The organism is Pseudomonas shirazica (assembly GCF_015168335.1).
GTDB classification, from domain to species: Bacteria; Pseudomonadota; Gammaproteobacteria; order Pseudomonadales; family Pseudomonadaceae; genus Aquipseudomonas; species Aquipseudomonas asiatica.
The window spans coordinates 4,920,866-4,946,490 of sequence record NZ_CP063456.1; the positions used below are offsets into that span (position 1 = coordinate 4,920,866).

20 protein-coding genes and 2 pseudogenes are annotated in these 25,625 nt (G+C 62.5%); 4 read left to right on the forward strand and 18 right to left on the reverse strand.

Features of this window, described 5'->3' with window-relative positions; translation table 11 throughout:
- Positions 1-23 precede the first annotated feature (23 nt).
- Positions 24-149: pseudogene (locus tag IMX18_RS22735) on the forward strand (DUF3077 domain-containing protein); the annotation flags it as partial.
- 230 nt (positions 150-379) lie between these two features.
- On the opposite strand, the gene fdhA reads toward IMX18_RS22735, so the two are convergent.
- On the reverse strand, positions 380-1,579 hold the full coding sequence (fdhA, locus tag IMX18_RS22740) for a formaldehyde dehydrogenase, glutathione-independent (RefSeq protein ID WP_015268662.1): 1,200 nt from the start codon (positions 1,577-1,579) through the stop codon (positions 380-382).
- Between the two features lie 271 nt (positions 1,580-1,850).
- On the opposite strand from fdhA, the gene IMX18_RS22745 reads away from it, so the two are divergent.
- The gene (locus IMX18_RS22745) at positions 1,851-2,183 is read left to right on the forward strand and encodes a hypothetical protein (protein WP_015268661.1); all 333 of its coding nucleotides are present in this window, start codon (positions 1,851-1,853) and stop codon (positions 2,181-2,183) included.
- A gap of 6 nt (positions 2,184-2,189) precedes the next feature.
- Here the strand turns inward: IMX18_RS22745 and purU are convergent, their stop codons facing one another.
- From purU to IMX18_RS22775, 6 genes are all read right to left on the reverse strand, one after another.
- Positions 2,190-3,047, reverse strand: a complete 858-nt coding sequence (purU, locus tag IMX18_RS22750; RefSeq protein ID WP_013970522.1) for a formyltetrahydrofolate deformylase — start codon at positions 3,045-3,047, stop codon at positions 2,190-2,192.
- Positions 3,048-3,059: 12 nt separating this feature from the next.
- Complete coding sequence (locus tag IMX18_RS22755; protein WP_015268660.1) at positions 3,060-3,692, reverse strand: sarcosine oxidase subunit gamma; 633 nt, start codon at positions 3,690-3,692, stop codon at positions 3,060-3,062.
- 179 nt (positions 3,693-3,871) lie between these two features.
- Positions 3,872-6,889 (reverse strand): sarcosine oxidase subunit alpha, encoded by a 3,018-nt coding sequence (locus tag IMX18_RS22760; protein WP_015268659.1) that lies wholly within the window; start codon positions 6,887-6,889, stop codon positions 3,872-3,874.
- Complete coding sequence (locus tag IMX18_RS22765) at positions 6,886-7,221, reverse strand: sarcosine oxidase subunit delta (RefSeq protein ID WP_039613194.1); 336 nt, start codon at positions 7,219-7,221, stop codon at positions 6,886-6,888. Before IMX18_RS22765 ends, IMX18_RS22760 begins: the two co-directional genes overlap by 4 nt.
- A 14-nt stretch (positions 7,222-7,235) precedes the next feature.
- Positions 7,236-8,486 carry a sarcosine oxidase subunit beta family protein gene (locus tag IMX18_RS22770; RefSeq protein WP_003255680.1) on the reverse strand — a complete coding sequence of 417 codons (1,251 nt, stop codon included), beginning with the start codon at positions 8,484-8,486 and terminating at the stop codon, positions 7,236-7,238.
- Positions 8,487-8,501: 15 nt separating this feature from the next.
- Entirely contained in the window at positions 8,502-9,755 is a 1,254-nt protein-coding gene (locus tag IMX18_RS22775; protein ID WP_013970518.1) for a serine hydroxymethyltransferase, read from the reverse strand.
- A 338-nt stretch (positions 9,756-10,093) separates the two neighbouring features.
- Between IMX18_RS22775 and IMX18_RS22780 the strand changes: the two genes are divergently transcribed.
- On the forward strand, positions 10,094-11,134 hold the full coding sequence (locus IMX18_RS22780; protein WP_015268657.1) for a threonine aldolase family protein: 1,041 nt from the start codon (positions 10,094-10,096) through the stop codon (positions 11,132-11,134).
- 303 nt (positions 11,135-11,437) lie between these two features.
- On the opposite strand, the gene IMX18_RS28585 is transcribed toward IMX18_RS22780, so the two are convergent.
- From IMX18_RS28585 to gbcB, 6 genes and pseudogenes are all read right to left on the reverse strand, one after another.
- Positions 11,438-12,175, reverse strand: a complete 738-nt coding sequence (locus tag IMX18_RS28585; protein ID WP_372241091.1) for a methyl-accepting chemotaxis protein — start codon at positions 12,173-12,175, stop codon at positions 11,438-11,440.
- Positions 12,176-12,349: 174 nt separating this feature from the next.
- A pseudogene (locus IMX18_RS28590) lies at positions 12,350-13,375 on the reverse strand (cache domain-containing protein); the annotation flags it as partial.
- Positions 13,376-13,552: 177 nt separating this feature from the next.
- Positions 13,553-13,855, reverse strand: coding sequence for a cell division protein ZapA (locus IMX18_RS22790; protein ID WP_003257516.1), 303 nt, complete (start codon positions 13,853-13,855; stop codon positions 13,553-13,555).
- The gene (locus tag IMX18_RS22795) at positions 13,852-14,082 is read right to left on the reverse strand and encodes a hypothetical protein (RefSeq protein ID WP_003257514.1); all 231 of its coding nucleotides are present in this window, start codon (positions 14,080-14,082) and stop codon (positions 13,852-13,854) included. The genes IMX18_RS22790 and IMX18_RS22795 overlap by 4 nt, the downstream gene beginning before the upstream one ends.
- Positions 14,083-14,424: 342 nt before the next feature.
- Positions 14,425-15,132 carry an RHS repeat-associated core domain-containing protein gene (locus IMX18_RS22800; protein WP_102059501.1) on the reverse strand — a complete coding sequence of 236 codons (708 nt, stop codon included), beginning with the start codon at positions 15,130-15,132 and terminating at the stop codon, positions 14,425-14,427.
- Positions 15,133-15,250: 118 nt separating this feature from the next.
- Positions 15,251-16,351, reverse strand: a complete 1,101-nt coding sequence (gbcB, locus tag IMX18_RS22805) for a glycine-betaine demethylase subunit GbcB (RefSeq protein ID WP_015268654.1) — start codon at positions 16,349-16,351, stop codon at positions 15,251-15,253.
- A 294-nt stretch (positions 16,352-16,645) separates the two neighbouring features.
- On the opposite strand from gbcB, the gene gbcA reads away from it, so the two are divergent.
- Complete coding sequence (gene gbcA, locus IMX18_RS22810) at positions 16,646-17,938, forward strand: glycine-betaine demethylase subunit GbcA (protein WP_015268653.1); 1,293 nt, start codon at positions 16,646-16,648, stop codon at positions 17,936-17,938.
- Positions 17,939-17,971: 33 nt separating this feature from the next.
- On the opposite strand, the gene IMX18_RS22815 is transcribed toward gbcA, so the two are convergent.
- From IMX18_RS22815 to dgcA, 5 genes are all read right to left on the reverse strand, one after another.
- On the reverse strand, positions 17,972-18,730 hold the full coding sequence (locus IMX18_RS22815) for an RHS repeat-associated core domain-containing protein (RefSeq protein WP_015268652.1): 759 nt from the start codon (positions 18,728-18,730) through the stop codon (positions 17,972-17,974).
- A gap of 678 nt (positions 18,731-19,408) precedes the next feature.
- Entirely contained in the window at positions 19,409-20,179 is a 771-nt protein-coding gene (etfB, locus tag IMX18_RS22820) for an electron transfer flavoprotein subunit beta (protein WP_003257512.1), read from the reverse strand.
- Positions 20,180-20,189: 10 nt separating this feature from the next.
- Positions 20,190-21,422, reverse strand: coding sequence for an electron transfer flavoprotein subunit alpha (gene etfA / locus IMX18_RS22825; protein WP_039613190.1), 1,233 nt, complete (start codon positions 21,420-21,422; stop codon positions 20,190-20,192).
- Positions 21,422-23,374 carry a dimethylglycine demethylation protein DgcB gene (gene dgcB, locus IMX18_RS22830; protein WP_013970509.1) on the reverse strand — a complete coding sequence of 651 codons (1,953 nt, stop codon included), beginning with the start codon at positions 23,372-23,374 and terminating at the stop codon, positions 21,422-21,424. Before dgcB ends, etfA begins: the two co-directional genes overlap by 1 nt.
- Positions 23,375-23,551: 177 nt before the next feature.
- A complete protein-coding gene (gene dgcA / locus IMX18_RS22835) occupies positions 23,552-25,612 on the reverse strand; it encodes a dimethylglycine demethylation protein DgcA (RefSeq protein ID WP_013970508.1) in 2,061 nt (686 codons plus the stop codon).
- Between the last annotated feature and the right edge of the window lie 13 nt (positions 25,613-25,625).

Genomic DNA, 25,625 nt, shown 5'->3' on the forward strand with positions numbered 1-25,625 from the left:
GCACGGTCAGAAAGCCGTAGCGGTATGTGCGGGATATGACCATTGACGGACTGATGGACAACAAGCCGCAGTTGCTTTGGGCTTCACATTACCTGAGCGCGTTGGCCAAGGCGCTGATGGATGATGCCGAGCTGGGGATGATGCGCTGAGCCTTGTATAGCTTGGCCGGTTAGCGCGGTCAGCTGTAGGAGCGGCCTTGTGTCGCGAAAGGGCTGCGCAGCAGCCCCGGCAATTTGTGCATTTGCGCCAAAACCCTGGGGCTGCTTGGCAGCCCTTTCGCGACACAAGGCCGCTCCTACAGGGCAGTGCAGGCTTGAGATCAGTGCAACAGCCACAAAAAAGCCCCTCGATTCGAGGGGCTCTCGTTAATCGGCGCTGATTACGCCGCCCCCCACATCTTGTGCGGGTCAATAACGAACTTCTTCGGCACACCCGCATCGAACTCGCCATAACCTTCCGGCGCCTGGTCGAGGTTGATCACCTGCACACCCACCACTTCGGCAATGTTGATACGGTCCCACATGATCGCCTGCATCAGCTGGCGGTTGTACTTCATGGTCGGGGTCTGGCCGGTGTGGAAGCTGTGCGACTTGGCCCAGCCCAGGCCGAAGCGAATGCTCAGCGCGCCGATCTTGGCGGCAGCATCCACCGCACCCGGGTCTTCGGTCACGTACAGGCCCGGGATACCGATGTTGCCGGCAACGCGGGTAACCTGCATCAGCGAGTTCAGCACGGTAGCTGGCGCTTCATGCTTGGCACCTTCGTGGCCATGGCCGCGGGCCTCGAAGCCAACGGCGTCGATGGCGCAGTCCACTTCAGGCTCGCCGAGGATATCGACGATCTGCTCGTGCAGCGGGGTGTCCTTGGACAGGTCGACCACTTCGAAACCCTGGGACTTGGCGTGAGCCAGGCGGGCTGGGTTGAGGTCGCCAACGATGACGCAAGCAGCGCCCAGCAGACGTGCCGAGGCAGCGGCAGCCAAACCGACCGGGCCGGCACCGGCAACGTAGACGGTGCTGCCTGGGCCAACGCCGGCAGTCACGGCACCGTGGTAACCAGTAGGCAGGATGTCAGACAGGCAGGTCAGGTCACGGATCTTTTCCATGGCCTTGTCGCGCTCGGGCAGTTTCAGCAGGTTGAAGTCGGCGTACGGCACCAGCACGTACTCGGCCTGGCCGCCGGTCCAGTCGCCCATGTCGACGTAACCATAGGCACCGCCAGCGCGGGCAGGGTTGACGGTGAGGCAGACACCGGTGTGCATTTCCTTGCAGGAGCGGCAGCGGCCACAGGCGACGTTGAATGGCACCGAGACCAGGTCGCCAATCTGCATGCGCTCGACGTCACGGCCCTTCTCGACGATCTCGCCGGTGATTTCGTGGCCCAGGACCAGGCCGACCTGGGCAGTGGTGCGACCGCGGACCATGTGCTGGTCGGAGCCGCAGATGTTGGTGGAGACCACCTTCAGGATCACGCCGTGCTCGATCTTCTTGCCGCGTGGGTCCTGCATTTTCGGGTAGTCGATCTTCTGCACCTCGACCTTGCCGGCGCCGAGATATACCACTCCACGATTGCCAGACATGCTCTTACCTCGCTTGATTTATATTTATGCAGCGGTGGTTGAACGCGCCGCCATCCGTGGGCGGCATGTGTTACTGGAATGCAGGGAATTGTGGGCCTGATGGGGACGGATGCGCTGACTGGAAACGACAGGCAAATACCTCTGAACGGCAATCGGCCAGGTGGTGGTCGCGCGCATGCCCGGGGCGATGAATATCTACCGCAATACGTTGGCGACCGAGTGATTCGATAGGGATGCAGTAACCCATCGTCTATCAAACTGGAGAACCACCATGACGGATACTGAGCGCCCCGAGGACGCCTTCTGGCCATACTGGGTCGAGGCTGCCAGGCAGCAGGGCTTCGACCCAGACATCGAAGCAGCATTGTTCGGCAAACAGCGGTACTTTCTGGACGCCGACAAGATCTTCTATTACGCGGCTTATGGTCCAGGCTACGACTTCGACGAAGAAGCCGAAGGCATGGATCTTCACGAGTTCAAAGCAGGCTGGGTGGACCGCGACGGCGATCCAATCCCAGGTAACAAACTGGGTGCGGACATGCGCCAGAGGTTCCTTACAGCCATCCGCGAAACCCTGAAAGCCCATGCCCGCGATAAAAGCTAGACGCGGTCAGAGCACCACAGTCCTGTTCGCATTGAGGAACACTCGTCGCTCGATGTGATACCCCACCGCTCGCGCCAGGGTCAGGCACTCGATGTCGCGCCCTTTGGCAATCAGGTCTTCGGGGTAATGACTGTGGTCGACCACCTCCACACCCTGGGCGATGATCGGGCCTTCGTCCAGGTCGTTGTTGATGTAGTGCGCGGTAGCGCCAACCATCTTCACGCCCTTGTTGTACGCCTGGTGATAAGGCTTGGCGCCTTTGAACCCTGGCAGCAACGAGTGGTGAATGTTGATCGCCCAACCATCCAGGCGCCGGCACAGCTCCGGTGACAGCACCTGCATGTAGCGCGCAAGAATCACCAGTTCGGCGCCGGTTTCCTCGATCACCTGAAGTACCTTGCGCTCTTGCCCGGGCTTGTCCTTGGGGTCGAGGGCAAAGTGGTAGTAAGGAATCTTGTGCCAGTGTGCCAGGGGTTCGAGATCAGGGTGGTTGGATACCACCGCGACCACGTCCATGGCCAGCTGACCGATACGCTGGCGATACAGCAGGTCGTTAAGGCAGTGGTCGGCCTTGGACACCATGATCACCACCTTGGGGCGATGGTTAGGTGCGGTCAGCTCGAAGGTCATGCCGAACGCCTCGCTGCGCTCGGCAAGGCCGGCCCGGAAGCCGGCTTCATCGAAATCATCCGGCTGGCGGAACTCCACGCGAATGAAGAAACGCCCCGACAGCCGGTCATCGAAGGAGTGGTGCTCCGTCACGTAGCAGCGCTGCTCGAAGAGGTAACGCGTCACCACGTCGACGGTGCCGAGCATGCTCGGGCAGTCGGCGGTGAGAATCCAGGTATCCGGTGCCCGACTCATGTTCTGTTCTCCTTAAGCCTCGATGCTCAGGCCGTACTCGGCCGAAGCGTCCTGCAGCCACAGCCACCAGTAGTCGGCGAAGCTGCGGCGAATCACCAGCTCCCAGGTATCTTCGGCGGTGCGGCGGATCACCAGTTGCGACTTGGCGAAGACAGTGCCGACTGCCTTGCCCACCGGGAAGTTGTTCGGATGAACATCATAGCTGGTGGACTTCATCAGCACTTCGCGCACGTTCGGGCCGCGCAGTTCCAGCAGGCTCTGCCCACCGCTGACATTGACCACCTGGATGTGCTGGCCTTCGAGGGCCGCGCGCAGCTTCTGCTCGACGGCAAACTCCTGGCCCCCCGGGACGATCAGCAGCCACTCGTCCGGCCCCATCCATTGCAGCGACATTTCGTTGTTGGCGACCACGGTCAGTGCCACTGGCAGCTCCAGGCCCAGGGCCTTGTGCACGCCGGCGGCAAATTCCGGGTCGTGGCCGTCGCCACGGAGGGTCAGGTGGCCGAGGAACTTGCGTTCACGCAGGGTCACGCCTGCGTTCTTGCGGCCTTTGCCAACCAGGCTGGCCAGGTCGGCGTGGTGCAGTGGCGACTGGGCCTTGGCCTCGGCGCCGGGGTTTTGCTGGAAGACGTTGATAGCGCTCATTTCTTACCTGCCTTGAATTCTTGTTCGTCGATGCGACGCAGCTCGTGTGTTGGGGCTACCGGCCTCATCGCCGGCAAGCCAGCTCCCACAGGGAGCTCGCCAACCTTCAAAGCTGCATCGATCCTGTGGGAGCTGGCTTGCCGGCGATTGGGCCTGGCCTGCCCCCACAGGGCCCGGAGTCAAACGTTCTGCCGCTCACCCTTCGGATCGAAGAACACCGAAGACACGATCTCCGCCTCGATCACGCTGCCATCCGCCTGCGGCGAGTAGACGCGCTCGCCCATGCGCTTGAGGCCGCCTTTGACCACACCCATGGCGAACGAATAGCCCAGGGAGTTGGACGCATAGCTGGAGGTGACGTGGCCAACCATGTCCATCGGGATCGGCTGTTTCGGGTCGAACACCAGCTGGGCGCCTTCCGGCAGCCACTTGGTCGGGTCGACCGGCTTCAGGCCCACCAGCTGCTTGCGGTTTTCGCGCACGCAGTCTTCGCGGTTCATGCCACGCAGGCCGATCCACGAATACGGCTTGTTGCGGCCCACGCACCAGCTCATGTTCAGGTCATCCGGGGTCATTGAGCCGTCAGTGTCCTGGCCAACGATGATGAAGCCCTTCTCGGCACGCAGTACGTGCATGGTCTCGGTGCCGTACGGGGTCAGGTTGTACTTCTTGCCTGCCTCGATGATCTGTTCCAGCACGCCCATGGCGTAGTTGGCCTGTACGTTGACTTCGTACGACAGCTCGCCGGTGAACGAGATACGGAACACCCGGGCCGGTACGCCGCCGACGTTGCCTTCTTTCCAGGTCATGAACGGGAAGGCTTCCTTGTCCATGTCGATGTCGGTCAGCTCGCTGAGCAGCTTGCGGCTGTTCGGGCCGGACAGGGTCATGGTGGCCCAGTGGTCGGTGACCGAGGTGAAGTACACCTTCAGTTCCGGCCATTCGGTCTGGTGGTACAGCTCCATCCACTGCAGCACGCGGGCGGCGCCACCAGTGGTGGTGGTCATGATGAAGTGGTTGTCGCCGACGCAGGCGGTTACGCCGTCGTCGAAGACCATGCCGTCTTCCTTGCACATCAGGCCATAGCGGGCCTTGCCCACGTCGAGCTTGGTCCAGGCGTTGGTGTAGATGCGGTTGAGGAACTCACGCGCGTCCGGGCCCTGGATGTCGATCTTGCCCAGGGTCGAGGCGTCCAGCAGGCCCACGCTGTCGCGCACGGCCTTGCATTCACGGGCCACGGCGGCGTGGATGTCTTCACCGGCTTTCGGGAAGTACCATGGGCGCTTCCACTGGCCGACATCTTCGAACTCGGCGCCGTTCTTCACGTGCCAGGCATGCAGGGCGGTGAAGCGTACGGGCTCGAACAGGTGACCACAGTGACGGCCCGCTACCGCGCCGAAGGTAACCGGCGTGTAGTTGGGACGGAACATGGTGGTGCCCATTTCCGGGATGGTGATGCCGATCGAACGGGCGGCAATGGCCAGGCCGTTGATGTTGCCCAGTTTGCCCTGGTCGGTACCGAAGCCCAGCGCGGTGTAGCGTTTCACGTGCTCGACCGACTCGAAGCCTTCGCGGGTGGCCAGTTCGATGGCGGCTGCGGTGACGTCGTTCTGCTGGTCAACGAACTGCTTGGGTGCACGGGCAGTGCCTTTGTCGTGCGGCACCTGGAACAGCGCCACAGTGGCCTCTTCCTTGCGTGCAACGGTTTTCGGCAGGCTGCCAACGGTGGCCTTGAAGCCCGCTTCGGTGGCTGCGCGAACGCCGCCCTCGAAGCCATCGGCGATCACGTCGCCCAGGGCGTAGACGCCGTTGATGCCACCCACGCATTCGCGTTTCTGCGGAGCATCGCCCGGCACGAAGCCGAGGATGTCTTCACGCCATACCGGGCGACCGCCCAGGTGCGAAGCCAGGTGCACGATCGGGCTGTAACCGCCGGAGGTGGCGATCAGGTCGCACTCGAGAGTTTCGCCAGGGCTGGTGACCTTGTGTGCCTGCACATCGATGGCGGCCACACGGGCGCCGGTGACGTGCTTGCTGCCCTTGGCCTCGATCACGGCGCTGGAGGTGAGGATGCGGATGCCTTTGGCACGTGCTTCTTCAACCAGCGAGCCACGCGGGTTGTGGCGGGCGTCGGCAATGGCGACCACTTGCAGGCCGGCGTCGTGCCAGTCCAGCGCGGCGCGGTAGGCGTGGTCGTTGTTGGTCGACAGCACCAGCTTGCGGCCCGGGGCCACGCCGTAACGGCGTACGTAGGTGGAAACGGCACCAGCCAGCATGTTGCCCGGCACGTCGTTGTTGCCGTACACCAGCGGGCGCTCGTGGGCGCCGGCAGCCAGCACCACGCGCTTGGCACGCACGCGGTGCACGCGGTGGCGAACCTGACCGATCGGGGCGCGGTCGCCGAGGTGGTCGGTGAGGCGCTCGTGGATGGTCAGGAAGTTATGGTCGTGGTAGCCGTTGACCGTGGCACGTGGCAGCAGGGTCACTTCCGGCAGGCTTTCCAGCTCCTTGACCACGGCGTTGACCCAATCGGTAGCAGGCTTGCCGTCGAGGGTTTCGCGGGTGTCGAGCAGGCTGCCGCCGAACTCTTCCTGCTCGTCAGCCAGGATCACGCGGGCACCGCTGCGGGCAGCGGCCAGTGCGGCGGCCAGGCCAGCAGGGCCGGCGCCGACGATCAGCACGTCGCAGTGCTGGTTCATGTAGTCGTAGCTGTCCGGGTCGTTCTGCAGCGGCGCACGGCCAAGGCCGGCGGCTTTGCGGATGTACTTCTCGTAAGTCATCCAGAACGATTTCGGGTACATGAAGGTTTTGTAGTAGAAGCCCGGCGGCATCATGCTGCCGCCCACCTTGCCCAGGATGCCCATGACGTCGTTGTTGACGTTCGGCCAGCCGTTGGTGCTGGTAGCTACAAGACCTGCGTACAGCGCCTGCTGGGTGGCACGCACGTTGGGGATCTGGGTGGCTTCGCTGGAGCCGATCTGCAGGATGGCGTTCGGCTCTTCGGTACCAGCGGCGATGATGCCGCGTGGGCGCGAATACTTGAAGCTGCGGCCGACGATGTCGACGCCGTTGGCCAGCAATGCGGCGGCCAGGCTGTCACCGGCATAACCTTGATAGGTCTTGCCGTTGAAAGTGAAGTTCAGGACCTTGCTGCGGTCGATACGGCCGCCGCTGGCGAGGCGATAGGTCTGGCTCATACTTTTTCCCCTTGGCCTTTGACGGTCGACGCGGCGCTGCTCTGCTTGCCGCTGGCGGTCACTTGCGGCTTCTCGCCAATCTTGTAGGTTTCCAGAATCTCGTAGGTCACGGTGTCGCGGGTGACGTTGAAATACTGGCGGCAGCCGGCAACGTGGTCCCACAGTTCGTGGTGAATACCGCGTGGGTTGTCACGGTAGAACATGTAGGTACCCCACTCCTCGTCGGAGCAGGCGTTAGGATCCAGCGGGCGGGCGATGTGCGCCTGGCCAGAGGCGTGGAACTCTTCTTCGGAGCGCAGCTCGCCGCAGTGGGGACAGAAAATATGCAACATGACGGTGTCTCCGGTTAGTGGGCGACGGCGGCGGCGCCGTGTTCGTCGATCAGTGCGCCGTTGTAGAAACGGTCCATGGAGAACGGCGCGGCCAGTGGGTGCATTTCGCCCTTGGCCAGGCTCGCGGCGAAGACGTTGCCCGAACCCGGGGTCGCCTTGAAGCCGCCAGTACCCCAACCGCAGTTGAAGAACATGTTCTTGACCGGGGTCTTGGTGATGATCGGGCAAGCGTCCGGCGAGGTATCGACGATGCCGCCCCACTGGCGGTTCATGCGCACGCGCGAGAGGTTGGGGAACATCTCGACGATGGCCTGCAGGGTATGCTCGATCACCGGGTACGAACCGCGCTGGCCGTAGCCGACCCAGCCGTCGATACCGGCACCGATCACCAGGTCGCCCTTGTCGGACTGGCTGATGTAGCCGTGCACGGCGTTGGACATGATCACGCTGTCGATGATCGGCTTGATCGGCTCGGATACCAGTGCTTGCAGCGGGTGCGATTCCAGCGGCAGGCGGAAGCCGGCCAGCTTGGCCATGTGCCCGGAGTTACCGGCGGTGACCACGCCGACGCGCTTGGCGCCGATGAAGCCTTTGTTGGTTTCCACACCGATGACCGCGCCGTTTTCCTTGCGGAAGCCGATCACTTCGGTCTGCTGGATCAGGTCCACGCCCAGGGCGTCGGCGGCACGGGCGAAGCCCCAGGCCACGGCGTCGTGACGGGCCACGCCGCCACGGCGCTGCACGGTGGCACCAAGGATCGGGTAGCGGGTGTTCTTCGAGCAATCCAGGTACGGGATCTCGGCCGCGACCTGGGCGGTGTTGAGCAGCTCGCCATCCACGCCGTTCAGGCGGTTGGCGCTGACCCGGCGCTCGGAGTCACGCATGTCCTGCAGGGTGTGGCACAGGTTGTACACACCGCGCTGGGAGAACATCACGTTGTAGTTGAGGTCCTGGGACAGGCCCTCCCACAGCTTCATGGCGTGCTCATACAGGTGCGCCGACTCGTCCCACAGGTAGTTGGAACGCACGATGGTGGTGTTACGGGCGGTGTTGCCGCCGCCCAGGTAACCCTTCTCGATCACGGCAACGTTGGTGATGCCGTGTTCTTTGGCCAGGTAGTAGGCCGTGGCCAGGCCATGGCCGCCACCGCCGACGATAACCACGTCGTAGACCTTTTTAGGGGTTGGCGTGCGCCACATGCGCTGCCAGTTCTCGTGGTGGCTGAGGGAGTGCTTGAAAAGGCCGAAGCCCGAGTAACGTTGCATGGTGTGTGACTCCACTCAGCGGTAAACAGGGAAATCTGCGCAAAGGGCCGCGACGTTCTTCGCCACATCGGCTTCGACGTCTGCGTCACCGAGGTTGTCGAGGATGTCGCAGATCCAGCCGGCCAGGGCCACGCACTGAGCGACCTTGAAGCCGCGGGTGGTAACGGCCGGGGTACCGATGCGCAGGCCCGAGGTGACGAATGGCGACTGCGGGTCATTCGGCACGGCGTTCTTGTTGACGGTGATGTGCGCGCGGCCCAGGGCGGCGTCGGCATCTTTGCCGGTGAGGCCCTGGCGGATCAGGCTGACCAGGAACAGGTGGTTGTCGGTGCCGCCGGAAACCACGTCGTAGCCGCGGTCGATGAACACCTGGGCCATGGCCTGGGCGTTTTCGATCACTTGTTGCTGGTAGGCCTTGAATTCAGGCTCCAGCGCTTCCTTGAAGCAAACGGCCTTGGCGGCGATCACGTGCATCAGCGGGCCGCCCTGGGCGCCAGGGAACACCGCGGCGTTCAGCTTCTTCTCGATCTCTTCGTTCGACTTGGCAAGGATCAGGCCGCCACGTGGGCCGCGCAGGGTCTTGTGAGTAGTGGTGGTAACCACATCGGCGAACGGGATCGGGTTCGGGTACAGGCCAGCGGCAACCAGGCCGGCTACGTGGGCCATGTCGACGAACAGCAGCGCACCGACCTTGTCGGCGATGGCGCGGAAGCGTGGGAAGTCGAGGGTCTTGGAGTAGGCCGAGAAGCCGGCAACGATCATTTTTGGCTTGTGCTCGACAGCCAGGCGCTCGACTTCGTCGTAGTCGATCAGGCCGGTGTTGGTGTCGATGCCGTATTGCACAGCGTTGTACAGTTTGCCCGAAGACGACACCTTGGCACCGTGGGTCAGGTGGCCGCCGTGGGCCAGGCTCATGCCGAGGATGGTGTCACCAGCCTGCAGCAGGGCCAGGTAGACCGCAGCGTTGGCCGAGGAGCCGGAGTGCGGCTGGACGTTGGCGTAGTCGGCACCGAACAGCTGCTTGGCGCGCTCGATGGCCAGGGCCTCTACCTTGTCCACGTGCTCGCAGCCGCCGTAGTAGCGCTTGCCCGGGTAGCCTTCGGCGTACTTGTTGGTCAGGCCGCTGCCTTGGGCCTGCATCACGCGCTTGGAGGTGTAGTTTTCCGAGGCGATCAGCTCGATATGGTCTTCCTGGCGCTGTTCTTCGGCATTCATCGCCGCCAGCAGTGCATCGTCGTAACCCTGAATCTGGTCTTGCTTGCTGAACATCGTGTATCTCCCGGCAGCGATCGTTTTTTGTCGTGGGGCACTGTGGCCCTTTGTGGCGATGTTATGACTGGCCGGGGCGGGTCAGATGCCTGCGCACGCCTTGCAATGGCGCGTTTACGACATTCGTTTTGCACTGGCCTCTCTGGCCTCATCGCCGGCAAGCCGGCTCCCACAGGAATGACATTGCTCTCAAGCCCTGTGGAGTACCTGTGGGAGCCAGCTTGCCGGCGATAGGCCCAGTACAGGCACCGCTGAAATCAGCCGATGCACCGCTTGTATAGGCAACTGCTGAATCGATGGTTTAGAGTGCTGTTCTGCGTCGTTCACAGGACAGTGTCATGACAGATAAGAGCCAACAATTCGCCAGCGACAACTATTCCGGCATCTGCCCCGAAGCCTGGGCAGCGATGGAAAAGGCCAACCATGGCCACGACCGCGCCTACGGCGACGACCAGTGGACCGAACGCGCCGCGGAATACTTCCGCAAGCTGTTCGAAACCGACTGCGAGGTGTTCTTCGCCTTCAACGGCACCGCCGCCAACTCCCTGGCCCTGGCCTCGCTGTGCCAGAGCTACCACAGCGTGATCTGCTCCGAGACCGCCCACGTCGAAACCGACGAGTGCGGTGCGCCAGAGTTCTTCTCCAACGGCTCCAAGCTGCTGACCGCGCCCAGCGTCAACGGCAAGCTGACACCACAGTCGATCCGCGAAGTGGCGCTGAAGCGTCAGGACATCCACTACCCCAAGCCACGGGTGGTGACCATTACCCAGGCCACCGAGGTGGGCACCGTCTATCGCCCCGACGAGCTGAAGGCGATCAGCGCCACCTGCAAGGAGCTGGGGCTGAACCTGCACATGGACGGCGCACGCTTCAGCAATGCCTGCTCGTTCCTGGGCTGCAGCCCGGCAGAGCTGACCTGGAAGGCCGGTGTCGATGTACTGTGCTTTGGCGGCACCAAGAACGGCATGGCGGTGGGCGAGGCGATCCTGTTCTTCAACCGCCAACTGGCCGAGGACTTCGACTACCGCTGCAAGCAGGCCGGGCAACTGGCATCGAAGATGCGCTTCCTGTCGGCGCCTTGGGTGGGCCTGCTGGAAGATGGCGCCTGGCTTCGCCATGGCACGCATGCCAACCATTGCGCGCAGTTGCTCGCCTCGCTGGTGAGTGACTTGCCGGGGGTGGAGCTGATGTTCCCGGTCGAGGCCAACGGGGTGTTTCTGCAGATGCCAGAGCACGCGATCGACGCACTGCGCGCCAAGGGGTGGCGGTTCTATACCTTCATTGGTAGCGGCGGGGCGCGGTTCATGTGCTCGTGGGATACCGAGCAAGAGCGGGTGCGCGAGCTGGCGGCGGATATCCGCAGCATCATCGGCGCCTGACAGCCCGCATTCGCGGGCATGCCCGCTCTCATAGAGCAACACATGACTCATTGGTTCGGCGAGGCCCTGTAGGAGCAGCCTTGTGCTGCGAAGAGGCCGGGGCTGACAAAGCCTGTCTATTGGCTGTACCGGCCTCTTCGCAGCACAAGGCTGCTCCTACAAAGGACGCGTCAGACGAGCGATATTGGTTCTCTGCGCGACAGCGCAGCCCAAAGGGTTGGGCAATCTCCCACAGGAACATCGCAGCCGTCGAGAGCTGTGCAGTACCTGTGGGAGCGGGCAAGCCCGCGAAGAAGCCCTGATCTAAAGCCTGAACCCACCCATCTGCCGCGCCAGGTCATCCGCCAAGCCACGCAGCGCCTGGCACTCTTCACGACAGCCCTGCACCTCCGCCGCGGTCTCCCGCGCCAGGTCGGAAATCCCCTGCACCGTACGATTGATCTCCTCGGTCACCGCCGACTGCTCTTCGGTCGCAGTAGCTACCTGATGGTTCATGTCGCTGATGTGCTCGACCTGGTCAGTGATCGCCCCCAATGACGCTCCGGTGCGCTGGCTCGACTCCACCCCGCTACCCGTCGCCTGCTGCCCAGCCTGCATCGAACTCACAGCCGAACCCGCGCCCTGCTTCAAGCGCTGGATCATCTGCTGCACTTCGTCGGTGGACAGCTGCGTGCGCCGGGCCAAGGTACGCACCTCATCGGCCACCACGGCAAACCCACGGCCCATCTCCCCTGCCCTGGCCGCCTCGATGGCGGCATTCAGCGCCAGCAGGTTGGTTTGCTCGGAAATACTACGGATAACCGCAAGAACTTCGTCGATCGAAGCTACTTCCTCGGCCAGCTGGCTGACTGCATCGGCCGCCTTGCCGATATCACCCGACATCCCCTCGATACCACGGATCGAGCGTTGCACCACTTCACGCGCCTGCAGGGCTTCGTCCCTCGCCGACTGCGAGGCCTGGGCCGCATCACCGGCATTGCGGGCAATGTCCTGCACGGTCAAACCCATTTCGTGCACGGCGGTAGCGACCATTTCGGTCATTTCCTGCTGGCGCCCGGAACGCTCGGCGGTGTTGTCCACCACCTGTGTCACCTGCTCGACCGCCAGGTGCAGCCGCTCGGAAGTGTGCAATACCTCGCCGATCAACCGGCGCTGGCTGTCGAGGAAGCGGTTGAAACCACGCGCCAGGTCGCCCAGTTCGTCCTGGCGTGAATCGTCCAGCCGGTGGCTGAGGTCACCCGCGCCGCTGCCAATCTGCACCAGCGCCGCTGTCACGCGGCGGATCGGCCGCACCAGGCCACGCGCCAGCAGCACCACCAGCAGCAGCGACACCAGGGCCACGGCACCACCGATCAGGCTGGTCAGCCATACCGCCTGGTGCATTGGCGCGTAGATTTCCTCCTCGGGCACCTCGGCCACCAGGGTCCAGTTGAGGTCGCGAAGGGGCAGTCCGAGCGCCAGGTAGCTTTCGCCGTCACGGCTGAAGCGGCTGCTGCGCAGGCCTTCGCCGCCAGTCATCAGCACCTTGGCGGCATCCGCGCCGAGCTGTTCGGTGAGCTGGCGTTTGCCGCTGAAGGCAGCGTCCGGATGAACCTGGATCAGGCCATCGTTACGCACCAGGAACACCTTCCCGTGCTCGCCAAATTTGAAGTCATGGATCAGCTTCGACAGTTCGGTCATGCGCAGGCCCATACCGGCCACACCGACCAGTTGGCCATTCTTTTCCACACGATAGTCGATGAACAGCGCGAGCTCGCCGGTGGCACCGTCGATGTCGATGTTGATCAGGCGTTCGGCACCGCTGTCGATGTAGCCGTAGAACCATTTGTCCTTGGGGTTGCCGCGGCTGAGGGTACGGTCCATGCCATTCTCGTTGTAGTAGTGGCCGGTTTCGGTCGAAACGAACAAAGTGGTGAAGGCCCGGTTGCGCTGCTTGGCGGCGGTCAGGTATTCGATGAATGAAGCGGCATGGGCGGGGTCTTCACCGGCGGCAAGCCAGTCGCGCAGCAGGGTGTTGCCGGCAATATCTGCCGCCGCCACCAGCGGCTGGCCGAGCATGCGCTCGATGTCGTTGCGGATGGCCTCGATGCTGGCGGGCAGCGCGGTATCGACCAGGTAGCGTTCGGTGAGACGGTTTAGCGCCACCGTGAAAATGATGACCACCACCAGGATGCTCGCCAGCAGGGCTGCGCCCATGCTGGAGATCAACTGCCACTGGATGCTTTTACGCCAGATACGCATGCCCTACTCCCCGCATAATTATTGTTTGCGGAAAGTGTATACACTTGCGTATGCAGTTAATCTAGTGACCTGAAGCAATCAGATACCCTGTGGGAGCGGGTTTACCCGCGAATGCGATGCTGACTGCACTGACGCATTCGCGGGTGAATCCGCTCCCACAGAGGTCGATGCAAGGCCTTATTGTTCGGCTATGGTCCGCACGATGGCGTCCACCGTGGCATCGATCTGCGCCTGGGTACGCTCCAGCGTCTTGCGGTGCTCATCCTGCAGCTCGATCTGCCGCGAACACAGGTTCAGCGCGGCCAGCACCAGCAGCTTGTCGCCGATCAGGGTCGGGTACTGACGCTTGGTCTGGGCCAGGGCGGTGTTGAGCATCTGCACCGCCTGGGCCAGGGTCGCTTCCTGGCCTTCAGGCGCCTTGATCGAATAGTCGTTGCCGAGGATCGACACGACATTGATCGGCTGCGCTCGCAGTGTCATGCGCCTACGACGCCGGCGTTGGCGCGCTCGAGCAGGGCCTGCAGGCGTGCGGCGGTGCTGCCGTTCTTCTCTTCCTGCTCCATCAGCGACAGCTGCAGGGTTTCGTTCTCTTCCTTGGCCTGGGCCAGTTCCTGACCGAGGGCGGCGTTCTGCTCGGTGAGTTGAGCGTTCTTCTGCATCAGGTCGCTGACCAGTTGCTCGATTTGATTCAGGGAAGCTTCCAGCATGGGTCTATCTCAGGTTGTTGCGAGGGGCGCACACGATAAAGAAAAGTGCGGCCCATCGCCATTAAATATCGGATTCACAAAGTGTCTAACCCGCAGATTGACAGGGTAGCCGGCCCCTTGTTCCGACCTGGATCAACCGCCGGTCAGGAAAAGGACTGACGAAAGCGCCCGTGGCCAGCAGCAGAACAACGAAATCGAACAGGCGGCCAGCACCCTCATCGAGATGATCAGCGCTGTGGAAGAAGTGGCGCGGAAAGTGGACGCAACCTGGCAAACATCAATGAGCTGTCGGTGCAGAGTGCTACCGGGGCGCAACAGACCCGTGCGGTGATTGCAGAATTGTCACGCCTTGCCTTGGACTTTAATGGGTTGGCGAGATGCAGCCCTGATCTGTTCAGCAAGCTCCAAGGGGCTTGGAGACTCGCTGGCGGTGGTAGGGCCAACGAAGGGCGAAAATTCAGCCCCAGCCAAATCCATCATGAGAGGCCCAAAACTATTCTCAACCTCTTTCTGCAGCGCCCTGCCGACTGAAAATCCTTTTAACCCGGCCTTCACAATACTCCCAGCAGTCGCCAACTCTTTACCACCAGGTACTCCGTAAAAAGCCAGGCTGCCTCCGATACCGGCCGTCCATTTAGCCGCTTCAGCCAACACCTTCAATCCAGCTGGACGAGCCCAAGCTGCTTTAATCCGCGAGCCTAGCCATATCGCGCTTTTGAGAAACGAGAGAATGCTGAATGCTCCGCTCGGATCTTGCCTGTTAACCGGATCTCCCAAGCAATAGGCATAAGCATTGATACCCCCCTTGGAAAATGGGCTCAGCTGGTCTGCAGACAAGAATCGCCTTGATGCGGAGCTATATGCTCTTCTGCCATTGCCGAGCAGATAAAAGCCTGTGAGGTTATCTCGGCGCTCGCCATTAAATGCGAGTACCCAAGCAGCATTGCCCGGATGTGCACCATAGGGGTCATATGCGCCGTGTGTTCTGCAGTGGCTGCGGTAAAACACTGAACCGCTCATATCCACAACTAGCAAATGGCAACGGTTCATGCTCAATACTCAAAGAGGACTGAGGCAATTCTATTTGGTACCTCGGGTAATCTGGAACTGTCGGAAATACCAGTTGTGAAACAGAACAGGGCCGCTTTGCGGCCCTGGGAACACCGGATCAGTAATCGATCCGCACATCCCCTTTCGGCACACTGCAGCACGACAGGATGTAGCCCTCGGCTTCGTCCTCTTCGGTAATGCCGCCGTTGTGCTCCATCTCCACTTCGCCGCCCAGCTTGAGCACCTTGCAGGTGCCGCAAATGCCCATACCGCAGGCTTTCGGGATCATCAGGCCAACCTTGGCCGCCGCCGCGTGCACGGTCTCGCCCGGGGCGATGCGGATGCTCTTCTCGCTGCCGATGAACTCCACCAGGTTGAGGTCGGCCGCATCCAGTTCCGGCGCGTCGGCAGCCTGCTCGGCATGCTCCACCGCATCGGCTTTGGCCTCAGGCGGCGTCGCACCGAACGATTCCTCGTGATAGTTCTTCATGTCGAAGCCGACCGCTTCGAGCATGCGCTTGACCGCAGTCATGTATGGCGTCGGGCCGCAGCAGAACACCACACGGTCCATGTAGTCCGGCGCGATCAGCTCCATCAGGCGCTGGTTGAGGTAACCGCGATAACCCGCCCACGGCTCACCCAGGCCATGCTTTTCACAAATGATGTGCAGGCTGAAATTGGGGATGCGCGAGGCCATCTGCTCCAGTTCACGATGGTAGATGATGTCCTTCGGCGAACGGGCGCTGTGCACGAACACCATGTCGACATTGCCGTTGGTGTCGTAGAACCAGCGCGCCATCGACATGACCGGGGTGATCCCGACACCGCCCGAGAGGTACAGCACCTTTTGCGCCGGGAAATCGATGGCGTTGAACAGCCCCACCGGGCCATGCACCGGCAGCTCGGCGCCTTCGTGCATGGTGTCGTGAAGGAAGTTGGACACCAGGCCGCCCGGTACGCGCTTGACCGTGATCGAGAAGCTGTAGGGCACCGACGGCGAACTGGAGATGGTGTAGGAACGCATCACCGGCTTGCCTTCGATCTCCAGCTCCAGGGTGACGAACTGCCCCGGCTTGAAGAAGAACATGATCGGTTGATCGGCCATGAAGCAGAACGTGCGCACGTCCCAGGTCTCCTGGATGACCTTGACGCAGCGCACGATGTGGCGGCCGTTGGCCCAGGTCTGGGTAGTGACCGGATTGAGGAAGGTATCGGACATGTTCATCTCCAGCAGCCGACTATTGGCCGTTTTATGGCTTGGATAATGCGCAAGCTGAAGACGACGTACATTCCTGCCAGCGACATCGGCGTGCTTATCGCGACCAGCCCCGCACTGCAAGGGCTGGCGCGTCGTAATTCAAATCGGCCATGTCGCCCATGGATACGGTTCATGACGCCTTCGGACGCACACTCCACGGCAAAACAACTAGCTGTTTCTGATGAGCAGCCTTGCGGCACCACAACAACGATTAGCCACCTTTTGCCGGCCGCACACGGCCCCGAGGAATACACGATGGACGTCACCGCAACCCTGAGCCTGGGCGATCCACTGGAACCTGCACGCAAGGCCACCGCCGAGATGCTGCAGACCCGCGAGCGCACCTACTCGCTGCCCCAGCCTTTCTACACCGACGAGCGTCTGTTCCAGATCGACATGCAGGAGATCTTCCACAAGGAGTGGCTGATCGCGGGGCTGGTAAGCGAGATTCCGACAAAGGGCAACTTCCTGACCCTGCAGATCGGCAAGAACCCGATCATCGTGATCCGTGGTGCCGAGGGTAAGGTGCATGCCTTCCATAACGTCTGCCGCCACCGCGGCTCGCGTCTGTGCACCAGCGAAAAAGGCAAGGTGGCCAAGCTGGTCTGCCCTTACCACCAGTGGACCTACGAGCTGGACGGCCGCTTGCTGTTCGCCGGCACTGAAATGGGCGCCGACTTCGACATGAACCAGTATGGCCTGAAGCCGGTGAACGTGAAGGTCGCTGGCGGCTACATCTTCATCAGCCTGGCGGAAAACCCGCCCGCCATCGACGAGTTCCTGGCCACCCTGGACCACTACATGGAACCGTACGATATGGAAAACACCAAGGTGGCGGTACAAACCACCTTGATGGAAAAGGCCAACTGGAAACTGGTGCTGGAAAACAACCGCGAGTGCTACCACTGCAATGGGTCGCACCCTGAACTGCTGAAAACCCTGCTGGAGTGGGACGACACCAACGACCCTCGCGCCGACCAGGCCTTCAAGGACCACGTAGCCGCCTCCGCCGCTGCCTGGGAAGCCGAGAAGATCCCGTACCTGCACAAGAGCCATGGCCTGCGTAACCGTATCGTGCGCATGCCGCTGCTCAAGGGGACCGTGTCGATGACCATGGATGGCAAGCAGGCATGCAAGAAGCTGATGGGCCGCATCAAGAACCCCGACCTGGGCTCGATGCGCATCCTGCACCTGCCACACTCCTGGAACCACTGCATGGGCGACCACATGATCGTGTTCACCGTGTGGCCGATCAGCGCCCAGGAAACCATGGTCACCACCAAGTGGCTGGTGCACAAGGATGCCGTGGAAGGCGTGGACTACGACCCTGAGCAGATGCGCAAGGTCTGGGACGCAACCAACGATCAGGACCGTCGTTTGGCTGAAGAGAACCAGCGTGGGATCAACTCCACTGCTTATCAGCCTGGGCCTTACTCGAAGACCTACGAGTTTGGCGTGGTCAACTTCATTGACTGGTATAGCCAGCGCTTGCTGAACAATCTGGGCGCGGAACCTGCGCCTTACCTGAAAGAAGTGCAGGCGCAGTAACTGCCCGGGATAAGCGGATAGCGACAGATGTCGCTATCCGTATTTCTGGGATGGGGTCATGCCTCTGATCTCGGCCGCTGAAGTGTTCACATCATCTGCGGTAGGCGGAGATTCTCGCCGCCTCACAGCGACAGGCGTATCCGGTTTCCATGGCTTCTCCTGAGCCAGCCCCCATGCCTCATAGCCCGTCGTTGCGAGCGACACAACGGTCAGCGTAGCCAAGGCCCATGTCTGCCAGTTGTTTTCAGGATCGGCCGTTCTCACAACACCAATGGTCAACCCCGCAACGCCAGCGACCGCACTCACGCTGGACAAAGCCCAATCCTGTCGTGTTGGCGGCATAATCGACGGTGAAAGGCTTTCCACGGCAATTCTTCGACTAGCACCCACCTGCTTGACGAAAGCTCTGAATCGTAGCCCGCTGATAAACAGACCTAGCACGTTGGTAAGGATACTCAGCACTGGCAGTACATAATCCTCTGCCTTCTGCCCTGTGGGATCGCGGTGGTTGACCGGGTCACCAAGGCAGTACAAATAAGCATTGAGCCCGCCCTCGCCGAACGGGCTTTGCGTGTCGGGTGACTGGAAACGCATGAGCGAGGGTGTGTAGGTACGATGGCCATTTCCTAGTGGGTAATTCCCAGTCACTGGGTCCCGATACTCTCCACAAAATGCCAGCCCTGGTGCGCAGGCGGCGCTCATGACTCCATAAGGCGCATAAGCACGGGGGCCGCCGGGATACGTACCCAGTACAGAGTGCTGCCGATCGGCATTTAGCAGGTATGTCGCCATGAGTTATTCACAAATACGAAGACCTGTGGATACGGTAATGGTCGGTTTAACATTTGCGTACTGGCAAAAATGTCAGGTAGGACCTTGATCATTATTTGACCATATCAGCCAAGGTCGCGTATTAACTGGGCTACAGCGGAGTTCATACATCTTGTCCACAGAAACACCAACAGACTTTGTGGGCAACCAATGAGCTTTTTGCTATCGCCCTGTTGATAAGTGACCCAAGGGCTTGATTTTCAGGCATCGCGTAGCATCCGGGCGGGATTGTTCAATTTTTGAACAGATCTGCCAAAGCCTTTGACTACGCCGCTTACAGGTGATGCCGAACAGATTATCCACAGACCGACTAACAGCGATTGTGGGCAAAATCAGCAGGGTGCTGCCGTGCTTTGCATGCGAAGGCAGGGATAATACTGATCGTTTTTTGATCAAAAGCTTGGAGGTCACGTCATACAAGGGCTGCGGCCATGCGCCAACACTTTATCCACACCTTGGCGAACAGATTCGGTGGGCAAAAGCGACCGATCGAGGCTGTGTATGGAATGTAGGAGCGGCCTTGTGTCGCGATGGGCCGCAGCGCGGCCCCAGGATCTCGACTACGAATCAAGATAACCGGGGCTGCTGCGCAGCCCATCGCGACACAAGGCCGCTCCTACACCGGGACCGCGTGAGGCTCTAGCGCAGCACGCCTTCTTCCACCAGCAGCTTGAGGATGGCCTCGGCGCCTTCCTGTGGAGAAACGTCCTTCAATACCTTGCCACCGCCACCACTGGCCTTGGCCGTCGCCGCCTTCATCCGGTCGGCACCGCTCTTGGCCTTGATCACCTTAAGCCGCTTGGGCCGTGGGCGGGCTGGCTGCAGTTCGGCTTCGGCCAGCAGTTCGTCCTCGACGATAGCCACGTTGCGTGCCGCCAACACACCCCGACGCGCCGGCCCGAAAGCGCTCTGGCGCGGCTTGGGCGCAGCGTTATCCACAGTCGCCAGCAACGGCAGACGCACCTTCAGCCGACGCCGCTGACCGCGCGGCAGCGCCTGCAATACCTGGGCGGTGCCGTTGTCGATCGACTCCACTTCAGCCAACCCCACAATCAGCGGCCAGCCGAGCTTTTCGGCCAGCAGGAACGGCAACATGCCCGACCCTTCGCCGGTCTCGGCCTGGCTACCAGTCAGCACCAGCTGTGCCCCGGCATCGCGCAGGTAATCCCCGAGCACGCCCAGCACGTCGGCACCAGCCGGCTGCTCCAGCACATCCAGATGGTCCAGGCCCATCCCCAGGTAGGCGCGCAGCGCCTCTTCCCGTGGGTCGCCGGCATGCACCACCTGCAAGTTATCCCCAGCCAGCTGCAAACCCAGCTCCACGGCGCGCGCATCCTGCTCGGCGCGGCGAGCGCGGCCGGAGCTGGGGTGGGCACCGATGGAAACCAGGCTGATCACTTTCGTACTCATGCTCGTGCCCTTATGCCGCGTCGCGCTGGCCGCCGCTGCGGTAGTTGTCCACAGCCTCGATCAGTGCCTGGAGAATCGCCGAACTGTCGCCAATTACCGACAGGTCGGCCCGTTTGATCATGTCGCAGCCCGGGTCCATGTTGATCGCCACCACCTTGTCGCAGGCGCCGATGCCCTGCAGGTGCTGGATCGCGCCCGAGATACCCACAGCCACGTAGACCCGTGCGGTAACCCAGGTACCGGTGGCACCCACCTGGCGGTTGCGCGGCATGAAGCCGTCGTCCACCGCCACCCGCGAGGCGCCTTCGGTGGCGCCGAGGGCCGCGGTGGCCTTGTGATACAGGTCCCAGTCCTTGACCCCGTTGCCGCCCGAGACGATGAACTCGGCTTCGGCCATGGCAATGGTGGCCGGGTCCACGGCCACCGAGCCGAGGTCTTCGATGCGCGACAGGCTGCGCGCCACGCTTGTGGACAACTCCACCGGCAGCGCTTCGTGACGGGTTTCGCTGACTGGCTCGGCGCACTCGGCCGCCGCCAGGATCAAGCGTGGTACGGCGCGCTGCAGGTCTTGCTGGCCGGCACCGGCACGGCCGATGCACTGGCCGTCCTTGACCTGCCATACCCGCGTCGCCGGGCGCTCGCCCAGTGCCGCGCCCAGGCGCCGGCCCAGTTCGCCGCCACCGGTGCGGCTGTCGGGCAGCAGCCAGTGGCGCGGGGTGAACTGGTTATCCACAGCCCGCAAGCCTTGTACCAGTTGCTCCGGTGCATAACCTTCGAAAGCCTCGCCTTCGATGACCAGCAGGCGGTCGACCCCGGCTGTGGAAAAGTTGCTTTCCTTGTGCTCGCCAAACACCACTGCCAGCACCGCACCGTCGCTGCCGGCCAGACTGTGGGCCAGGCCGAGCAGGTCGCGGTCGTGGCTGCTCAGGCGGCCGCCGACCATGTCTGGCACCACGGCGATGTAGAACGCCGGCGCCGGCACCTGGTGCAGCGGCAGCTTGACCTCGGCCGCCGCCGTGCGTCGCCCGCCCACGGCGGTGCCCTGCTGGGCGCCGCTGCGGTCGATGCGCTTAATGCCGGCCGGGCCGATGAAGCCTGCGGCAATCGCATGGGGGTTCTTGCGGATGAGGCCGTTGGGCCCCATCCAGCTGGTCTGCTGCGTCTGCATCGCTGCATGCAGCGGGTGCAGACGGTTACGGGCGATCCACTCGGCGCGTGGGTCGCGGCGGATAATGTCGCTCATCAGTGCACCTCCGCAGGTTCACGTTTGGCCGTTTGCGGCTTTGGGGCAGAGGGCGCGTCCTCTTCGATCAGCACGTCGGCCACCAGTTCGGCCAGGTCCTTGATCTGCGGCCGCGGTTCGACCACACCTTCGAGCATGGCGGTGCACTGTGGGCAACCCACAGCTACCAGCTCGGCCTCGGTCTCGCGGATGTCGTCCATGCGCATGTCCGGGATACGCTGCTTGCCAGGGATGTCGGTGATCGGCGCACCGCCGCCACCGCCGCAGCAACGGGAACGGAAGCCCGAGCGCTGCATCTCGCGCACTTCGATACCCAGGGCCTTGAGCACGGCACGCGGAGCTTCGTACTCACCGTTGTAACGACCCAGGTAGCACGGGTCGTGGTAAGTGACGCTGCCACCCTTGTGCTGGCCGAGGTTGAGCTTGTTGGCCGCGATCAGTTCGGCGATGTAGGTGCTGTGGTGCTGCACCTGGTAGTCGCCGCCCAGGGCGCCGTACTCGTTCTTCAGCACGTGGAAGCTGTGCGGGTCGCAGGTGACGATGCGCTGGAACTTGTACTTGGCCAGGGTCTGGATATTGCGTTTGGCCAGTTGCTGGAAGGTCGCTTCATCGCCCAGACGGCGCGCCACGTCGCCGCTGTCGCGCTCTTCCAGGCCGAGCACGGCAAAGTCCACGCCCGACGCCTTGAGCACTTTGACGAACGAGCGCAGGGTGCGCTGGTTGCGCATGTCGAAGGCGCCGTCACCGACCCAGAACAGCACCTCGGTGGTTTTCACCTCCGACAGCAGTTGCAGGTTGAGGTCGGCGGCCCAGTTCATGCGCCCGCCAGGGGCGAAGCCGCCCGGGTTGTCGGTAGCGATCAGGTTGTCCAGCACTTCGGCGCCCTTGTTCGGGGTAGCGCCTTTTTCAAGGGTGAGGTGACGGCGCATGTCGACGATGGCATCGACGTGCTCGATCATCATCGGGCATTCCTCAACGCAGGCACGGCAGGTGGTACACGACCACAGCGTTTCGGCGTCGACCAGGCCATTGACGATCGGCTGGTGCGGGTGGCCGCCATGCTCACCGATCGGTTTGCCCGGGTATGGGCTGCCGGCAAACTGCGCGTCAGTACCACCGGCCAGGCCGATGACCATGTCCTGGATGAGCTTTTTCGGGTTCAGCGGCTGGCCGGCGGCAAAGGCCGGGCACATGGCTTCGCATTTACCGCACTGCACGCAGGCGTCGAAGCCCAGCAGCTGGTTCCAGGTGAAGTCCACCGGCTTTTCCACGCCCAGTGGCGCGTTCGGGTCTTCCAGGTCCAGCGGCTTGAGGCCGGTGGAACGGCCGCCGCCAAAGCGTTCGGCGCGGCGGTGCCAGGCCAAGTGCAGGGCACCGGCGAAGGCGTGTTTCATCGGGCCGCCCCAGGTCATGCCGAAGAACAACTCCGACACGCCCCACAGCACGCCCAGCCCGAGAATGCCCACCATCACCCAGCCACCGGTGTTGGCCGGCAGGATGCCGGCAACCGGCAAGGTGGCGATGAAGAAGCTCACGGCAAACGCCAGCAAGCTCTTCGGCAGGCGCATCCACGGGCCCTTGGACAGGCGCGAAGGCGGGTTGAGGCGGCGCTTGAAGACGAAGATGGCGCCGCTGAACATGATCACCGTGGCCACCAGCAACGCGTAGCCGAGGATCTTGCTCTGCAGGCCGAAGCCGTGCACCAGGATCGCCAGCACGGCCGACAGCACGAAGCCGCCAGCGGTGGCCACGTGGGTCTTGGACATGTACTTGTCGCGCTCGACCACATGGTGCAGGTCCACCAGGTAGCGGCGCGGCATGGCCAGCAGGCCGCCGATCAGGTTGACCTTGGACGGCCGGCCACGCCGCCACATGCGCACCCGGCGCAGGGCGCCGAGCACTGCCAGGCCAAGGGCAGCGAACAGCAGGATTGGTAGAAGGGTGTTCAACATGGGAGGCTCCCACAACAGCTGGATTCTTGCGCCACTCTGAAGGTGGGATTGGCCCCTTGTGGGAGCGGGTTTACCCGCGAATGCGTCAGATCAGACAACTCTGTTGCTTGTGCTGACGCTTTCGCGGGTGAACCCGCTCCCACAGGGACCGCGCCCGGTGGCGACGATTTTTCTCGATCAGAAGTCCTTGCACAGGCGCAAGGCGTCGTAGATCGCCGCATGCACGTTGCGCTGGGCCACGCAGTCGCCGATGCGGTACAGCAGGTAGCCTTCGCCCGGCTGGCTGAGGATCGGCTGTGGCTTGATGGCGAACAGCGCCTCCACGTCGATCTGGCCTTTGTTGCGCGAACCTTCTTTCAGTGCGTAGTACAGCTGCTCGTCAGGACGCACGCCGTTCTCCACCACCACCTGGTCGACCACGCGCTCTTCCTTGGCACCGGTGTATTCGTTTTCCAGCACCGCCACCAGCTTGTCGCCTTCGCGGTAGACCTTTTCCAGCATCATGTCGCCGGTCATGATCACTTCTTTCGGATACATGCTGCGGTAGTAGGTCGGGAAGGTTGTACCGCCCATGGCCACGCCTGGCTTGATGTCGTCGGTGACGATCTCGACCTGGCTGCCCTTGTCGGCGATGAAGTCAGCCACCGACATGCCAGTGAACTCACAGATGGTGTCGTACACCAGCACGTTCTTGCCCGGCGCAACCTTGCCGTCGAGCACGTCCCAGCTGCTGACTACCAGCCCTTCGGCGGCGCCCCAGTGCTCGTTCTGCTCCAGGAAGGAATGCCCACCTACCGCCAGCACGATGATGTCCGGGCGCAGGTCCTGAATGGCAGCCACGTCGGCGGCGGTGCCCAGGCGCAGGTCGACCTTCAGGCGCGCAAGCTCCAGCTGGTACCAACGGGTAATACCGGCGATCTGGTCACGCTGCGGGGCCTTGGCGGCGATGGTGATCTGCCCGCCAATCTGCTCCTTCTTCTCGAACAGGGTCACGTCGTGGCCACGTTCGGCAGCCACACGGGCCGCTTCCATGCCGGCCGGGCCGGCACCAACCACCACCACCTTGCGCTTGGCGCCGGTGGTCTTCTCGATGATGTGCGGCACGCCCATGTATTCACGGGAGGTCGCGGCGTTCTGGATGCACAGCACATCCAGGCCCTGGTACTGGCGGTCGATGCAGTAGTTGGCACCGACGCACTGCTTGATCTGGTCGATCTGGCCCATCTTGATCTTGGCGATCAGGTGCGGGTCGGCCATGTGCGCACGGGTCATGCCGACCATGTCCACGTAGCCGCCTTCGAGGATACGCGTGGCCTGGTTCGGGTCCTTGATGTTCTGCGCGTGCAGCACCGGGACCTTGACCACTTCCTTGATGCCGGCCGCCAGGTGCAGGAACGGCTCCGGCGGGTAGCTCATGTTCGGGATGACGTTGGCCAGGGTGTTGTGGGTGTCGCAACCCGAACCGACCACGCCGATGAAGTCGAGCATGCCAGTGGCGTCGTAGTAGGCAGCGATCTGCTTCATGTCCTCGTGGCTGAGGCCATCGGGGTGGAACTCGTCGCCACAGATACGCATGCCCACGCAGAAGTCGTCACCGACCTCGGCGCGCACAGCCTTCAGTACTTCCAGGCCGAACTTCATGCGGCCTTCGAAGGTGCCGCCCCATTCGTCGGTACGCTTGTTGACCCGCGGGCTCCAGAACTGGTCGATCATGTGCTGGTGCACGGCCGACAGTTCCACGCCGTCCAGGCCACCTTCCTTGGCGCGGCGGGCAGCTTGCGCGTAGTTGCCGATCACGCGCCAGATCTCTTCCACCTCGATGGTCTTGCAGGTGGCGCGGTGCACGGGTTCACGGATACCCGACGGCGACATCAGGGTCGGCCAGTTGAAGCCGTCCCAACGCGAGCGACGGCCCATGTGGGTAATCTGGATCATGATCTTGGCGCCATGCTTGTGCATGGCGTCGGCCAGGTTCTGGAAGTGCGGGATGATGCGGTCGGTCGACAGGTTGACCGACGACCACCACTCCTGCGGGCTGTCGATGGCCACCACCGACGAGCCGCCGCAGATCGCCAGGCCGATACCGCCCTTGGCCTTTTCTTCGTAGTACTTCACGTAGCGGTCGGTCGTCATGCCGCCGTCAGTGGCGTAGACCTCGGCGTGCGCGGTGCTGAGCACACGGTTGCGGATGGTCAGTTTGCCGATCTGGATCGGCTGGAACATTGCTTCGAATGCCATGACGCTATCTCCG

Coding starts and splice junctions, on each gene's coding strand:
- fdhA (WP_015268662.1), bottom strand. CDS start 1,579: ATGTCTGGCAATCGTGGAGTGGTATATCTCGGCGCCGGCAAGGTCGAG.
- IMX18_RS22745 (WP_015268661.1), top strand. CDS start 1,851: ATGACGGATACTGAGCGCCCCGAGGACGCCTTCTGGCCATACTGGGTC.
- purU (WP_013970522.1), bottom strand. CDS start 3,047: ATGAGTCGGGCACCGGATACCTGGATTCTCACCGCCGACTGCCCGAGC.
- IMX18_RS22755 (WP_015268660.1), bottom strand. CDS start 3,692: ATGAGCGCTATCAACGTCTTCCAGCAAAACCCCGGCGCCGAGGCCAAG.
- IMX18_RS22760 (WP_015268659.1), bottom strand. CDS start 6,889: ATGAGCCAGACCTATCGCCTCGCCAGCGGCGGCCGTATCGACCGCAGC.
- IMX18_RS22765 (WP_039613194.1), bottom strand. CDS start 7,221: ATGTTGCATATTTTCTGTCCCCACTGCGGCGAGCTGCGCTCCGAAGAA.
- IMX18_RS22770 (WP_003255680.1), bottom strand. CDS start 8,486: ATGCAACGTTACTCGGGCTTCGGCCTTTTCAAGCACTCCCTCAGCCAC.
- IMX18_RS22775 (WP_013970518.1), bottom strand. CDS start 9,755: ATGTTCAGCAAGCAAGACCAGATTCAGGGTTACGACGATGCACTGCTG.
- IMX18_RS22780 (WP_015268657.1), top strand. CDS start 10,094: ATGACAGATAAGAGCCAACAATTCGCCAGCGACAACTATTCCGGCATC.
- IMX18_RS28585 (WP_372241091.1), bottom strand. CDS start 12,175: ATGACCGAAATGGTCGCTACCGCCGTGCACGAAATGGGTTTGACCGTG.
- IMX18_RS22790 (WP_003257516.1), bottom strand. CDS start 13,855: ATGACACTGCGAGCGCAGCCGATCAATGTCGTGTCGATCCTCGGCAAC.
- IMX18_RS22795 (WP_003257514.1), bottom strand. CDS start 14,082: ATGCTGGAAGCTTCCCTGAATCAAATCGAGCAACTGGTCAGCGACCTG.
- IMX18_RS22800 (WP_102059501.1), bottom strand. CDS start 15,132: ATGAACCGTTGCCATTTGCTAGTTGTGGATATGAGCGGTTCAGTGTTT.
- gbcB (WP_015268654.1), bottom strand. CDS start 16,351: ATGTCCGATACCTTCCTCAATCCGGTCACTACCCAGACCTGGGCCAAC.
- gbcA (WP_015268653.1), top strand. CDS start 16,646: ATGGACGTCACCGCAACCCTGAGCCTGGGCGATCCACTGGAACCTGCA.
- IMX18_RS22815 (WP_015268652.1), bottom strand. CDS start 18,730: ATGGCGACATACCTGCTAAATGCCGATCGGCAGCACTCTGTACTGGGT.
- etfB (WP_003257512.1), bottom strand. CDS start 20,179: ATGAGTACGAAAGTGATCAGCCTGGTTTCCATCGGTGCCCACCCCAGC.
- etfA (WP_039613190.1), bottom strand. CDS start 21,422: ATGAGCGACATTATCCGCCGCGACCCACGCGCCGAGTGGATCGCCCGT.
- dgcB (WP_013970509.1), bottom strand. CDS start 23,374: ATGTTGAACACCCTTCTACCAATCCTGCTGTTCGCTGCCCTTGGCCTG.
- dgcA (WP_013970508.1), bottom strand. CDS start 25,612: ATGGCATTCGAAGCAATGTTCCAGCCGATCCAGATCGGCAAACTGACC.